12 protein-coding genes are annotated in these 12,905 nt (G+C 72.7%); 2 read left to right on the top strand and 10 right to left on the bottom strand.

Annotated elements, in window-relative coordinates:
* Window positions 1-50 precede the first annotated feature (50 nt).
* On the top strand, window positions 51-206 hold the full coding sequence (locus ACIRSS_RS08350) for a hypothetical protein (RefSeq protein ID WP_400892146.1): 156 nt from the start codon (window positions 51-53) through the stop codon (window positions 204-206).
* A 122-nt stretch (window positions 207-328) separates the two neighbouring features.
* Here the strand turns inward: ACIRSS_RS08350 and ACIRSS_RS08345 are convergent, their stop codons facing one another.
* A complete protein-coding gene (locus ACIRSS_RS08345; protein WP_400892144.1) occupies window positions 329-1,276 on the bottom strand; it encodes a GlxA family transcriptional regulator in 948 nt (315 codons plus the stop codon).
* Window positions 1,277-1,347: 71 nt separating this feature from the next.
* Here ACIRSS_RS08345 and ACIRSS_RS08340 point away from each other — a divergent pair, with 71 nt between their 5' ends.
* Window positions 1,348-1,980, top strand: a complete 633-nt coding sequence (locus ACIRSS_RS08340; RefSeq protein WP_400892141.1) for an HD domain-containing protein — start codon at window positions 1,348-1,350, stop codon at window positions 1,978-1,980.
* A 30-nt stretch (window positions 1,981-2,010) separates the two neighbouring features.
* On the opposite strand, the gene ACIRSS_RS08335 is transcribed toward ACIRSS_RS08340, so the two are convergent.
* From ACIRSS_RS08335 to ACIRSS_RS08295, 9 genes are all read right to left on the bottom strand, one after another.
* Window positions 2,011-2,820: a helix-turn-helix domain-containing protein gene (locus ACIRSS_RS08335; RefSeq protein ID WP_400892139.1), complete on the bottom strand. Its 810-nt coding sequence runs from the start codon at window positions 2,818-2,820 to the stop codon at window positions 2,011-2,013.
* Window positions 2,813-3,370, bottom strand: coding sequence for a carboxymuconolactone decarboxylase family protein (locus ACIRSS_RS08330; RefSeq protein WP_400892137.1), 558 nt, complete (start codon window positions 3,368-3,370; stop codon window positions 2,813-2,815). The genes ACIRSS_RS08335 and ACIRSS_RS08330 overlap by 8 nt, the downstream gene beginning before the upstream one ends.
* Before the next feature lie 59 nt (window positions 3,371-3,429).
* Complete coding sequence (locus ACIRSS_RS08325; protein ID WP_400892135.1) at window positions 3,430-5,139, bottom strand: ABC transporter ATP-binding protein; 1,710 nt, start codon at window positions 5,137-5,139, stop codon at window positions 3,430-3,432.
* Window positions 5,136-6,806: an ABC transporter substrate-binding protein gene (locus tag ACIRSS_RS08320; protein ID WP_400892133.1), complete on the bottom strand. Its 1,671-nt coding sequence runs from the start codon at window positions 6,804-6,806 to the stop codon at window positions 5,136-5,138. Before ACIRSS_RS08320 ends, ACIRSS_RS08325 begins: the two co-directional genes overlap by 4 nt.
* A 10-nt stretch (window positions 6,807-6,816) precedes the next feature.
* The gene (locus ACIRSS_RS08315; protein ID WP_400892132.1) at window positions 6,817-7,812 is read right to left on the bottom strand and encodes an ABC transporter permease; all 996 of its coding nucleotides are present in this window, start codon (window positions 7,810-7,812) and stop codon (window positions 6,817-6,819) included.
* Window positions 7,812-8,735, bottom strand: a complete 924-nt coding sequence (locus tag ACIRSS_RS08310) for an ABC transporter permease (RefSeq protein WP_400892130.1) — start codon at window positions 8,733-8,735, stop codon at window positions 7,812-7,814. The genes ACIRSS_RS08315 and ACIRSS_RS08310 overlap by 1 nt, the downstream gene beginning before the upstream one ends.
* A gap of 544 nt (window positions 8,736-9,279) precedes the next feature.
* Window positions 9,280-10,464 carry an acyl-CoA dehydrogenase family protein gene (locus tag ACIRSS_RS08305; RefSeq protein WP_400892128.1) on the bottom strand — a complete coding sequence of 395 codons (1,185 nt, stop codon included), beginning with the start codon at window positions 10,462-10,464 and terminating at the stop codon, window positions 9,280-9,282.
* A gap of 164 nt (window positions 10,465-10,628) precedes the next feature.
* Window positions 10,629-11,843, bottom strand: coding sequence for an MFS transporter (locus ACIRSS_RS08300; protein WP_400892126.1), 1,215 nt, complete (start codon window positions 11,841-11,843; stop codon window positions 10,629-10,631).
* Window positions 11,844-11,855: 12 nt separating this feature from the next.
* The gene (locus tag ACIRSS_RS08295; RefSeq protein WP_400892124.1) at window positions 11,856-12,893 is read right to left on the bottom strand and encodes a 3-oxoacyl-ACP synthase III family protein; all 1,038 of its coding nucleotides are present in this window, start codon (window positions 12,891-12,893) and stop codon (window positions 11,856-11,858) included.
* Window positions 12,894-12,905: the final 12 nt, after the last annotated feature.

Below are 12,905 nucleotides of genomic sequence, written 5' to 3'. Positions count from 1 at the left end.
TTCGGGCGTGAGAGGGACGTCCGCACGTACCCCCACCGGAGAGGACTCCCATGGACACCTTGCCCGAAGACCCGATCGGCCCGCCGGTGCTCGGCCAAGCGGCACCGCTCGTCACGGCCCGCAACCAGGCACTCGCCGGCCGCGACCCGCGCAGGGACGTCTTCATCCAAACCACCACCATCAGCCTGCACCCCGAAGACAGCTGAGCCGCCGCCCGCCACCGGCCGCGCCGGTGGCGGGCCCCGGCCGAACGCACCGCCGCAGCGCGGTCGCGTTGCCGATCCTCGGGCGGCCGCGAGCCCCTCCGGAGCCGGAAGGTCGCGCCGTCTCAGTCCGGGTCGCGCCGGTGGCGGAACACCGCCCGGTACTCCCGCGGTGACGTGCCGAGGTGCCGGTGGAACGCCGCCCGCACGGTCGCCGTGCTGCCCAGGCCCGTGTGCCGGCCGAGGTGCTCCACCGGGAGGTCCGTCGTCTCCAGCAGCTCGCGCGCCCGGTCCAGCCGCGCGCCGGTCAGCCAGGCCATCGGGGACGTGCCCGTCTCCTCGCGGAACCGGCGCAGGAACGTGCGCCGCGACAGGTGGACGCGGGCGGCGAGCGCGTCGACGTCCACCTGGCGCGTGAGGTCGGCCAGCAGCCAGTCGCGCAGCGGGCCGAGCCGGTCGCCCGTCGCCTCCGGGCGCAGGCGCTCGATGTACTGCGCCTGGCCGCCCGCGCGATGCGGCGGGGCGACCAGCTGGCGGGCCTGGTCGTTGGCCGCCGCGGCGCCGGCGTCGGTCCGGATCAGGTGCAGGCACAGGTCGATCCCCGCGGTCACACCCGCCGAGGTCAGGATGTCGCCGTCGTCGACGTAGAGCCGGTTGGGCAGCACCCGCACGCGCGGGAACCGGGTGCGCAGGTCGGCGGTGAACCGCCAGTGCGTGGTCGCCGGCCGCCCGTCCAACAGGCCGGCCTCGGCGAGCGCGAACGCCCCCGTGCAGATCGAGACGATCCTCGCGCCCCGCGCGTGCGCGGCCCGAAGCGCGTCCAGGATCGCGGCGGACGGCGGCGTGTCGATGTCGTCGTAGCCGGGGACGATCACCGTGCCGGCGCCGTCCAGGGCCTCGAGCCCGGCGTCCGCGGCGATCGTCAGGCCGCCCCCGGACACCGGGACCGGGCGCCGGTCCGCGCACACCGTCAGCTCGTAGTGCGGGTCCGAGCCGAAGACCTGCACCGGGATCCCGACGTCCAGGGCGAGCACGCCCGGGAGCGCCAGCACCGTGACACCATGGCGTTCCATGGCACGATCCTAGCGATGACCGGCCTCCGGGCCACTGTCGCCCGCCGTCGACGGCTTCTAGCGTCGACGCGGTGACCGACTTCCTCGCCCTGCCCACCGGGCCGCTCGCTGACACGATCCTCGCCACCGTGCGGAAAACGGAAAGCCCCGCGGTGGCCAACCACAGCATCCGGAGCTTCCTGTTCGCGCGCCTGCTCGCCGAGCACGAAGGCTGCCTGGACGACGCGGCCTACGACGCCGGGCTGCTCTTCGCGGCCACCGTCCTGCACGACCTCGGCGTCGGCACGCTGGCGCCCGGCAAGACGCGCTTCGAGGTCGAAGGCGCCGACCTCGCCGCCGAGCTGCTGACCGAGAACGGCGTCCCCGCGCCGCAGGTCGACCTCGTGTGGGAAGCGATCGCGCTGCACACCTCGCCCGGCATCGCCGAACGCCGCGGCCTGCTGGCCTACCTGACGCGCGAAGGGGTGGGCATCGACTTCGGCCGCAACGCCCACGTCGTCACCGGCCGGCACGAGCGCATCCACGAGGAGCACCCGCGGCTGTCGATGGTCCCGTCGCTGGTCGACGCCATCGTCGAGCACGCGGCCCGCGCGGAAGAAGCCGCGGCACCGCGCTATTCGATCGCGGGCGAACTGCTGCGCGAGCGCCGGGAAGCCGGCGTCACCGGACTGGAACGCGCGACCGCCGGCACACCCTGGGAGTGACCGGCATATCGTCCACAGTGGACAAGTGCGCTACCCGGCGATCGTCTCCGTCACGTGCGTCCGGATGTTCTCCCGGGTCTCGTCGTCCATCGGGTGGAAGCACTCGATGCGCAGCTCCTGGAGCGTCACGTCCTGGGGCGTGCCCAGCGTCGTCACCGTCGAGAAGAAGGCGAACCGCACGCCGTCGCGGGCGTAACGGATCGGGACGATCGGCAGCAGCGGGCCCGTCACGTCCAGGGTCCGCAGGCCGGGCGGTACGCCGGGGTAGCCGAGCACCTCGTCGAGGATCTCCCGGGCGCGTTCGTCCGTCACGCCACCCAGTGCTTCCCGGCGCACGCGCCCGACCAGGGCTTCGGCGACCTCCGGCCAGTTCGTCACGTGCGGCCGGACGCCGTCCGGGTGGAACATCCGCCGGAGCACGTTCGGCGGTCCGGGCGGCTCCGTCGGACGTCCACTGTGGAGGAAAGCGAAGAAGCGCCGCGCGGCGCCGTTGGCGTGGCGGATGTCCCAGCCGCGGTCCATCACCAGCGCCGGATACGGTTCCTGCTGCGCGAGGATCGCGTCGAGCGCGGCCCGTACCGCCGCCAGCGCCGGAGCGTCCAACGGGGACTCGGCGTACTCGGGGGCGAACCCGGCGCTGAGCAGCAGGGTGTTGCGGTCCCGTAGCGGCACGTCGAGGACGTCGGCCAGCTTCAGCACCATGGCGCGGCTCGGTTTAGCACGCCCGGTCTCGAGGAAGCTCAAGTGCCGCAACGAGACGGCCGCCTCCGCGGCGAGCGCCACCTGGCTCAGCCGCCGCGCGGCGCGCCAGTGCTTCAGCAGCGGGCCGACGTCAGGCACTCGCGGTCCACGCGTGCGGTTCGACCGCCGGTTCCAGCGGCGGCCGGGCGACGTTCGCGGAGTAGTTCGTCATCGCCGAGATGGCCACCCCGGTGATGACCTCGAACAGCTGCTCCTCGCCGAAGCCCGCCGAAGTGAACGCGTGCACGTCCTTCTCGTCGAGGTGTCCGCGCTTCTCGATGAAGGCGACGGTCAGCGCGGACAGCGCGGCCAGCCGCGGGTCACCGGGCAGCTCGCCGCGGCGTACCGCCTCGACCGCTTCGGGCGGGACCCCGTCGGCCAGCGCTTCGAGGGTGTGGAAGGCGACCGCCCACTCGCTCGTGTTCGCGACGGCGTTGGAGAGCAGCAGCACCTGGCGCTCCGCCGGGGTGAACGTGCCGCCGCCGCGGAAGTGGCCGAAGGCCGAGAAGAACGAGTTGAGCAGCGCCGGCGAGTTCGCCATCACGGCGGCCGCGCCGGGCACGAAGCCGAACGTCTCACGCAGAACGGTCAGCGGCGCCTGTGCCTCGGCCGGCGCGGTGTCGAGGGTGTGCATCGGATAACTGGTCATGGCGAAAGCATGGCCGGGCCGGGGCACGGAAACAATTCCCTCCGAGGTAAGCATCCGGCTCAGCGCAGCTGCCGCCAGGCCTCCCGGCGGCGACGCTGCGCCTCCGGGTCCGCCACCGGCGCGGCCGACAGCAGGCGCTGCGTGTAGGGGTGCGCCGGCGCCGTGAGGACGTCCTTCGTCGGGCCCTGCTCGACCACGTGCCCGCGGTGCATCACCGCCACCCGGTCGGCCAGCTGCTCGATCACCGCCAGGTCGTGGCTGATGAACAGGCACGCGAAGCCGAACTCGTGGCGCAGGTCGCGCAGGAGGTCGAGGACCTTCGCCTGGATCGTGACGTCGAGCGCGCTCGTCGGCTCGTCGGCCACCAGCAGGTCCGGGTTCAGCGCCAGGGCGCGGGCGATGCACGCCCGCTGGCGCTGGCCGCCCGACAGCTCGTGCGGGTAGCGCCCGGCCAGCGACGGCGAAAGCTGAACCGAGTCCAGCAGCTCCGCCACCCGTCCGTCCACTTCGGACGGCCGGACCGCCTTGTGCAGCCGCAGCGGGGTGCCGACGCTCTCCCCCACCGTCGTGCGGGGGTTCAACGAGGACAACGGGTCCTGGAACACCATGCCGATCCGGCGCCGCAACGCCTTCGCGGCCCGGCCGCGCACCCGGCTGATGTCGGTGTCTCCGATGTGGACGGACCCACCGGTGGGCGCGAGCAGCCCCGTGACGGCGCGCGCGACCGTGCTCTTGCCGGAGCCGGATTCGCCGACCAGGCCGAGCACCTCCCCCGGCTCCACGTGCAGGTTCACCCCCGACGCGGCGCGCACGGCGATCGCGCGGAACCGGCCGCGGTAGGTCACCGACAGGTCCGCCACCCGCAGCAGCGATGCCTGGGCGGGCACGTCCGGGACCGACGCCGTCGCCGGGTGCTCCGCCACGGCGACGTGGCCGGGGCCGACCGAAAGGTCCGCCGCCAGCGCGCGTTCGAGCCCGGACGTGGCCGTCGCCGAAAGAGAGACGACCGAGCCGAGCAGCTGGCGCGTGTACTCCTCGGCGGGCGCGGTGAAGATCGCGGCCGCGGTCCCCTGCTCGACGACCCGGCCGTCGTGCATCACCACCACGCGGTCGGCCAGGTCGGCGACCACGCCCATGTCGTGCGTGATCAGCAGGATCGCCGTCCCCAGCCGCGAGCGCAGGTCCCGCAGCAGCTCCAGGATCTCGGCCTGGACGGTGACGTCCAACGCGGTCGTCGGCTCGTCGGCGATCAGCAGCTTCGGCTCGTTCGCCACCGCCATGGCGATCACGACGCGCTGCAGCTGCCCGCCGGACAGCTCGTGCGGGTAGGACCGGAACCGTTCGCGGGGCGCGGGCAGCCCGACCAGGTCGAGCAGTTCGACCGCGCGGGCGCGCGCCGCCGAGGCGGTCAGCTCCCGGTGGGTCCGGATCGCCTCGACGAGCTGGTCGCCGACGGTGAACACCGGGTTCAGCGCGCTCATCGGCTCCTGGAACACCATGCCGACCTCGCCGCCGCGCACCGCGCGCAGCTCGGCCGGGGTCATCGCGTAGAGGTCCCGCCCGGCCAGCTCCGCGCGGCCCGTCACGCGGGCCGTGGGCGGGAGCAGGCCGAGCAGGGACATCGCGGTGACCGTCTTGCCCGAGCCGGACTCCCCGACCACCGCGACGACCTCGCCCGCGTGGACCTCGTAGCCGACCCCGCGGACGGCTTCGACGTCCCCGAACGAGACCGCGACGTCGTGCAGCCGCAGGAGTCCGGCCGCGGTCACTGCAGGATCCCGAACTTGCGGTAGTCGACGTAGGCCGGGAAGCGCCCGATCTCGACGCCGCCGACCTGCGACCCGTGCAGGAACGAGTTGCGGGTGTAGATCAGCGGCACGACCGGCGAGTCGGCGAGGATCTTCTTGTCCAGCGCCGCCCACTTCTTGCCGGCCTCGGCCGGGTCCACAGTGGCCTGTGCCTCCCCGATCAGCTTGTCGACCTCGGGGTTGTTGTAGCGCGACTCGTTGTACCCGCCGTTGCCGATCTCGGTCGACTGGAACAGCGGCTGGATGTTCGCGTTGGCCGACGGGATGTCCGGCTGCCACGAGGTGAGCGTCAGGTCGTAGTCCGACAGGCCCTTGGTGTCCACTTCGGACGTGTAGGTGTCCTCGTCGAGCGGCTTGATGGTGACCTTGATGTTCGCCCGCGCGAGCGAGGCCTGGATCGCCGCGGCCTTCTCCGGGAAACCCCGTTCGTTGTGGGTGGCCAGGACCAGCCCGTCCAGCCCGTTCGGGAACCCGGCCTCGGCGAGCAGCTGCTTGGCCTTGGCCACGTCACCGGACGGCGGGGCCGGGTACAGGTCGTACTGCTCGCGGCCCTGCAGGCCCGGGGTGATGAGCGTGGTGGCGACGTCCCCGGCCAGCTGGGCGCTGCCCGCGCTCGCGACCTGGAAGGCGGCCTTGTCCACGGCGTACTGGAACGCCTGGCGCACCTTGGGGTTGGTCAGGTTGCCGCGCTGGGTGTTCAGCGAAAGGTAGGCCAGCGCCCCGGATTCCGACGTCACGAGCCGCGACTTCGCCGACGCGTTGCCCTGGATCTGGGCCAGCTGGGCGGGCGAGGCGAACGACATGCCGAAGGCGGCGCGGTCCTTGCCCGTGTCGTCGACCAGGCGCTTGGAGATGACGCCGGTGTCCTGGCCGAGCTCGAACTCGATGGTGTCGGGGTTGGCGAGGCGCGTCTTGTCCTCGTCCCGGTTCCAGTTCGGGTTGCGCGTCAGCTTCGCCGACTTGCCACGCTCGTAGCTCGCCAGCTGGTACGGCCCGGACGCGACCGGGTGGTCACCGTAGTTCGCCTCGGCGCCCTTGCCCTTCGGCACCGGCGAGAACGCCGGCGTGCTCGCGACCCAGTTGAAGTCGCCGTAGGCGCGGGCGAGGTGGAAGACGACGGTCTTCGGGTCCGGCGTCTGGATGGTGTCGAGCTCCTTGCCGTCGAACGGGCCCTTGTACGCCAGGCCCGGCGAAAGCAGGTCCTTGTGGTAGGCCAGGCCGCCGGAGAACGCGGGCGCGAACGAGCGTTCCAGGCCCCATTTGACGTCCGCCGAGGTGATGGCGGTGCCGTCGGCGTACTTCAGGCCGTCCTTGAGGGTGAACGTCCACGTCTTGCCGCCGTCGGTGGCCTTCCCGGTGTCGGTGGCCAGGTCGGGCACGATCGTGGTGTCCTTGCCCGGCGCGACGTCCCACGACGTCAGCCGCCGGTGGATCAGCCCGAGCGTCGTGACGACGAGGTTCGAGCTCTTCGCCGGGTCCCAGGTGATCGACGGCGCGTCGTTGAGCAGGACGAGGTTCCCGCCCGGCTTGACGGTGCCGCCCTGCCCGGCCGGCGTGTCGTTGGCCCCGCACGCCGTCAGCAGCGTGAGGGCGGCCAGCACCCCCGCGGCGAACCGCAGCTTTTTCATCGTTTCCCCTTCAGACGAGGCGAGCCCGCGGATCGAGCGCGCCGTAGCAGAGATCGACCAGGAAGTTCAGGACCGTGACCAGCAGGGCCGAGAACAGCGTCACGCCCAGCAGGACCGGCAGGTTGAGCGACGCGATCGCGTCGACCAGCAGCCGTCCGACGCCGGCCATGCCGAAGATCCGCTCGGTGATCACCGTCCCGGCCAGCAGGCCGCCGAGGTCGACGCCGAAGACCGTGATGACCGGCAGCAGGACGTTGCGCAGCGCGTGCCGGCCCACGACCTTCCGCTCGGTGAGGCCCTTCGCCCGCGCGGTGCGGATGTAGTCCTCGCCGAGGGTTTCGAGCATCTGGCCGCGGGTCAGCCGCGCGTAGATCGCGGCGTGCAGGAACGCCAGCACGAACCACGGCAGGACGAGGTGCCACGCCCACTGCGCCGGGTCCTCGGTCAGCGGCACGTACCCGGACTTCGGGACGACGTCGAGCGCGAACGCGAAGATCGTGATGCCGATCATCCCGGCCAGGTAGGCGGGCATGGACACCCCGGTCATCGCGGCGGCCATGGTGATCCGGTCGACGGCGGTTCCGCGCCGCAGCGCGGAAAGCACGCCGAGCCCGACGCCGAGGACGATCCAGATCGCGGCCGCGCCCAGCGCGACCGAGAAGCTGACCTCGATCCGGCCGCCGATTTCGCTCAGCACGTCGACGTTGTTCTGGAAGTCCCAGCCGAAGCAGGGCGCGGTGCAGTGGACCGCCGCGGCGCCGGTGCCGAAGGTGCGGCCGCCGAAGATGCCGCCGAGGAAGTCGAGGAACTGGTGGTACCACGGGACGTCGTAGCCCATGAACTCCCGCGCGAGCTGCAGGCCCTCGGGCGAGCACGGGCGCCCGCAGGCCAGCCGCGCCGGGTCGGCGGGCAGGACGTAGAACACCACGAACGTCACGAAGGCGACGACGAACAGGACCAGCAGCATCCCGGCGAAGCGGGTGGCGACGAACCGCGCGGTGCGCATCAGGCGGCACCGCCGGACCGCGGGTCGAGCGCGTCGCGGATCGCGTCGCCGACGACGTTGAACGCCAGCGTGATCAGGAACAGCATCGCGCCGGGGAAGACCAGGTACATGGGGTCCGTCTCGAAGAAGTCGATGGCCGCGCTGATGGTGCGGCCCCAGCTGGGGGTCGGCGGCAGGACGCCGACGCCGAGGAACGACAGCGCGGCCTCGTTGCCGATCATCGACGGGATGGACAGGCTGGCGACGACGATGATCGGCGCCCAGAGGTTCGGCAGCAGTTCCTTGGTGAAGACGTGCCACGGGCCGCCGCCGACGACCCGGGCCGCGGCGACGAAGTCGCGCTTCGCGAGCGTCAGGGTCTGGGCCCGCACGATGCGCGCGATGCGCGGCCAGCCGAAGAGCCCGAGGACGACGATGAGCGTGACCTGCCGGGGGAAGTCCACCGGCAGCACCGCGCCGAGCGCGATCATGAAGATCAGGTAGGGGAAGCCGAGGATGACGTCGGCGGTCCAGGTGACCAGCCGGTCCCACCAGCCGCCGAGGTAGCCGGCGCTGACCCCGATCACGACACCGAGCACGGTCCCCAGCACGGTGGCGCCCAGCCCGACGAGCAGCGAGGTCCGGGCGCCGTGGGCGACGAGCGCGAAGAGGTCGACGCCGGTCAGCGGCTCGACGCCGAACCAGTGCGCGCCGCTCACGCCCCCGAGCGCGCCGGCGGGCAGCCCGGTCGGCCCGAGGGTGGTGATGTCGGGGGCGAGGCTCTGCCCTTCGGCCAGGACGAACAGATCGGCCCCGGCGGCGAGCAGCAGGATGCCGGCGATCAGCACCGCGCAGAGGGGCGTCCACCGCCCGGTCCGGACGGCACGCCACACCGCGGCGGGCAGGGAGCGCGCCGCGAGCGGCGGGAGGGAGGAGGCGGGCACGGCACCTTCAAGAGTCGGAATTCAGCCGATCGAGTGACGATCGGGAACTCTATGGAGGTGCCGGTGATCATTCAACTGTCCCAGTATGCGGACGGGAAGTAACGCGCTTGCGGGTGTTTGGTCCGAGTTGTGGGGGTTTGTTCGCACGATGCGGACGGTTCGGGAGCCGCGGGGACGAGCGGGCACCGCGGGTGCGGGCGGGCGGGCGAGCGGCGGGGGCGGGCGTGGGTGCAGGCAGGCGGGGCGCCGAGGGTGGGCGCGGGGCGGTCGCACGCAGGCGGGCGCGGGCAGGCGGCCGACAGAGGGCAGCACGAGTGGGAGGCGGCCGCCGGGGGCGGGCACCGGGAGGGCGAGCGCGGGCGGGCGGCCGAGGCACGCGCGGGCAAGCGACAGTGGGCGCGGGGCGGGCTTCGGCGGGCACGAGCGGCTTCGGCAGGCGCAGGCAGGCTTCGGCAGGCGCGAGCGGCTTCGGCAGGCGCCTGCGGGCGCGGGGGGGGGGGGGGGGGGGGGCGGGGGGCGCCCCCCCCCCCCCCCCCCGGCGGGATCACGTGTACCAGGTCGGCTCCGGCAGCTCGCCGCGCAGTGCGTACACACCCACCTCGCGGCGCTTGTACGCCACCGGGTCGTGCAGTGAATGCGTCCGCAGGTTGCGCCAGAACCGGTCCAGGCCGTGCTTCGACGCGCTCGCCCGGGCGCCGGTCAGCTCGAAGATCTTCGTGCCGATCTCCAAGCCCGTGTCGATCACCCGCTGCTTGGCCGCGGCGATCAGCACCGCCAGCTCGCCGCGGACCTCCGGCGTCAGCTCCTCGCGCGGGGCGTGCAGCACCCGGGAAATCGCCGTGCCCGCCTTGTCGGTGAGCGCCTCGGCCGCCCACAGCTTCGCTTGCAGGTCGCCGTAGCCGTCGAGGATGTACCACTCCTCCGCGGCGGCTTCCTTGTCGTCGCCACCGTAGGGCCAGGGGCGGGTGCGCTCGCGCGTGTACGCCAGGCCGGCGTCGAGGGCACCTTGCGCGATGCCGAGGTAGAAGTTCGTGAACACCAGCTGGATCGCCGGGACGTTGAGCGTGTTGTAGGTGAGCGGGCGGAACTTGCGGTCGACGTAGCCGGCGGCGCTCGCCCACGGCACCCGCACGTCGGTGATCGTCACGCTGCCGGATTCGGTGAGCCGCTGGCCGATGTTGTCCCAGTCGTCGTGGAAGACGATGCCTTCCTGGGCCGAGGGCACGATCGCGAAGATGTGTTCTCCGGTGCCCGCGAGGACGCCTTCGAGGACGGTCAGGTCGGACACCTTGCTCCCCGTCGAGAACGACTTGTGTCCATTGTAGACGAGCTCGTCACCGTCCTCGGTGATGGTCAGATCGGAGTCACGGGGGTTGACCGCGCCGCCGAAGAAGAAGTTGTTGGTGGTGTAGAGCTCTTCGACAGCGGCGATCTGCTCGTCCGTCGCGACGAGCCGCGCGGCCCACGCCCACAGGTAGTGGTAGCCGAGCAGCTGGCCGATCGAACCGTCGGCGCGGGCGATCTCGCGGGTGACGCGGTAGGCGGTCTCCCACTTCTGCCCGCCCCCGCCGTGCTCGGGCGGGCCGAGCAGGGTCACCAGGCCGGCTTCCTTGAGCAGCCGGATCTCTTCGTACGGCGTGGCGTTGCCCCGGTCGCGCTCGACGGCGTCGACGGCGAGCTTCGCGGCGACGTCCTGCGCGGTCGCGATCCAGTTCTCGGTGGTCGTCACGGGCTTTTCCTTTCGTTGCAAGGGCATGCCGAAGCAGCCCCGGTGCGGGGCTGCTCGAGCGGGGATCGTCCGGCGGAGCACCGCCGTCCATGATCCCGAGTACACCGGCGCCCCGGCGACGTCGTCAAGCCGTTCCACCGGCCGGACGGATTTCGCCGTTCCGGCTACCGGTTCGAAAGTTCCGCCACCTGAACCCGCTCCCGCTCCGCCCACCGCACCACCGCCGGCACCGCCAAGCCCGTCACCGCGAACAGACCACCGACCACCCACCAGCCCGGTGTCCCCCACGTGATGCACAGCGCGATCAGCACCGCCGGCCCGAGCGTCACGCCCAGGCCGAGCCCCATGCCGAACAACCCCTGGTACTGCCCGACCGCGTGCGGTGGGGCAAGGGTGAACGACAGCTCGAACCCGCCCGCCGCCTGCCAGATCTCGCCGATCGTGTGCACCACCACCGCCGCCAGCAGCAGCACCAGCGCCAGCCACGTCGGCGCGCCCGCCATCGCCGCGATCGCCACGCACGCCGCGAAGAACGCGAACCCGGCTCGGCGGAACGCCAGCGCGCCCGCCTTCGTCGTGTCGATCCGGCGGCTCGCGCGGACCTGGAAAACCACCACGATCACCGTGTTGACCACCATCACGCCGGAGACCGTCCAGTTCGGCGCCGTCGTGCGGGCGACCAGCCACAGCGGGACCGCCGCCGAAAGGACCCGGTACTGGATCGCCATCACCCCGTCGAGCAACGTCAGCACCAGGTACGGCCGGTCGTGCAGGGCCACCCAGCGCGGGCCCGTCCCGGCCGGTTTCGGCGGGACCGCCGGCAGGAACAGCACGATCGCCGCGCTGGCCGCGTAGGACACCGCGCTGCCCGCGATCAGCAGCACGTACGCGTACCGCGTGTCCGCCGCGACGCCCCAGCCGGCCAGCAGCGCGCCGAGCGCGATGCCCAGGTTCGTCACCGACCGCAGGTAGCCGCGGAACTCCGCCGGCCGGTCGCCGCCGTACTCCTGCACCAGCGGGCTGCGCGCCGCCGGCCCGGCCGTCTGGGCCGCCGCGCCGAGGCTCGCGAACAGCACGAACGACCAGAACCCTTGCGCCAGGCACAGTCCCGCCATCGAGACGGCGCCGAGGACGAGCGTCAGCGCGTACACCGTGCGGGCGCCGTGGCGGTCCGCGAGGTGCCCGAACGGGATCCCGGCCGACAGCGAGACCGCGCCCGCGACCGTCAGCCCGAGGCCGACCTGCGCGGCGGGCAGCTGGACGACGCGGGTGAAGTACAGGACGCCGGCGGTCAGGTAGACGCCGTAGCCGGTCATGGTGACCAGGGTCGCCACCGCGAGGAGCCGGGGCGGGCCGCCGCGGGGAAGGAGCGCGGGCATGGAAGACCTTTCTCAGCGGTGGGACAGGGCGCCGGCGCGCGGCCGGACGTCGAGGCCGGCGCGCGGCGGGGTCGCGGTCCAGCGGCAGAGGGTGACGCCGAGGTTCATGCCGCCCCCGAACGCGGCCAGCAGCACGACGTCGCCGACGTCGAGGGCGCCGGCGCGGTGGGCGGCGTCGAGCGTGACCGGCACGGACGCCGCACCGGTGTTCGCGTACCGGTCGACGGTCAGGTGCAGGGCCGCGTTCGGCAGGTCCAGGGTCTCCCCCAGCTCGCGCAGCATGACGCCGTTCGCCTGGTGCGGCACGAGGTGGCCGACCGCGGCCGCCGGAAGCCCGGTCTCGCGCAGGGTCTGGGCGATCGCCGCGGGCACGTGCCCGTTGACGAACTCGCGCACGCCCCGGCCGTCCATCCGGAAGAAGTGCTCGCCGTCCAGCACCGAGCGCACGGACGCGGGGAGCCGGCTGCCGCCCGCGCGCACGCCGATGAGGCGGTGGTCGTCACCGTGTCCGCGCAGCCGCGTGCCGATGACGCCCCCTCCCGCCGGTACGGGGCCGAGCACGACCGCCCCCGCACCATCACCGAACAGGATCGCGGTCTTGCGGTCACGCACGTCCAGGATGCGGGAGTAGATGTCGGCGCCGATCACCAGGGCGTGCCCGCCGTCCCGCACCAGACCGCGGGCCATGGCGAGGGCGTAGACGAACCCGCTGCAGACAGCGTTGACGTCGACGGCCGAAGCCGACCGGGCGCCGATGAGGTGCTGGACCAGGCTGGCCGTCGCCGGCTGCGGGTGGTCCGGGGTGGAGGTGGCGACGACGACGTGGTCGACGTCGTCCGGGCTCAGGCCGGCCGCGAGCAGCGCCCGGTCGGCCGCGATCGCCGCGAGGTTGGAGGTGGCCTGCCCGGGTTCGGCGTGCCGGCGTTCGCGGATGCCGGTCTTGCGTTCGATCCACGCCGCGTCGACGCCGGCCGCCGGGGCGATCTCGGCGTTGGTGACGACCCGGTCGGGCAGGTAGGAGCCGGTGCTGAGGATACCGATGTCGGTCATGTCGTCCTCGAA

The organism is Amycolatopsis sp. NPDC101161, assembly GCF_044768185.1.
In the GTDB taxonomy this organism is placed as follows: domain Bacteria; phylum Actinomycetota; class Actinomycetes; order Mycobacteriales; family Pseudonocardiaceae; genus Amycolatopsis.
This window is presented reverse-complemented; position numbering and strand designations above follow the sequence as displayed.

Excerpts from the sequence above, each read along its gene's own strand:
- ACIRSS_RS08350 (WP_400892146.1), top strand. The coding sequence starts at position 51 with ATGGACACCTTGCCCGAAGACCCGATCGGCCCGCCGGTGCTCGGCCAA.
- ACIRSS_RS08345 (WP_400892144.1), bottom strand. The coding sequence starts at position 1,276 with ATGGAACGCCATGGTGTCACGGTGCTGGCGCTCCCGGGCGTGCTCGCC.
- ACIRSS_RS08330 (WP_400892137.1), bottom strand. The coding sequence starts at position 3,370 with ATGACCAGTTATCCGATGCACACCCTCGACACCGCGCCGGCCGAGGCA.
- ACIRSS_RS08320 (WP_400892133.1), bottom strand. The coding sequence starts at position 6,806 with ATGAAAAAGCTGCGGTTCGCCGCGGGGGTGCTGGCCGCCCTCACGCTG.
- ACIRSS_RS08315 (WP_400892132.1), bottom strand. The coding sequence starts at position 7,812 with ATGCGCACCGCGCGGTTCGTCGCCACCCGCTTCGCCGGGATGCTGCTG.
- ACIRSS_RS08300 (WP_400892126.1), bottom strand. The coding sequence starts at position 11,843 with ATGCCCGCGCTCCTTCCCCGCGGCGGCCCGCCCCGGCTCCTCGCGGTG.
- ACIRSS_RS08295 (WP_400892124.1), bottom strand. The coding sequence starts at position 12,893 with ATGACCGACATCGGTATCCTCAGCACCGGCTCCTACCTGCCCGACCGG.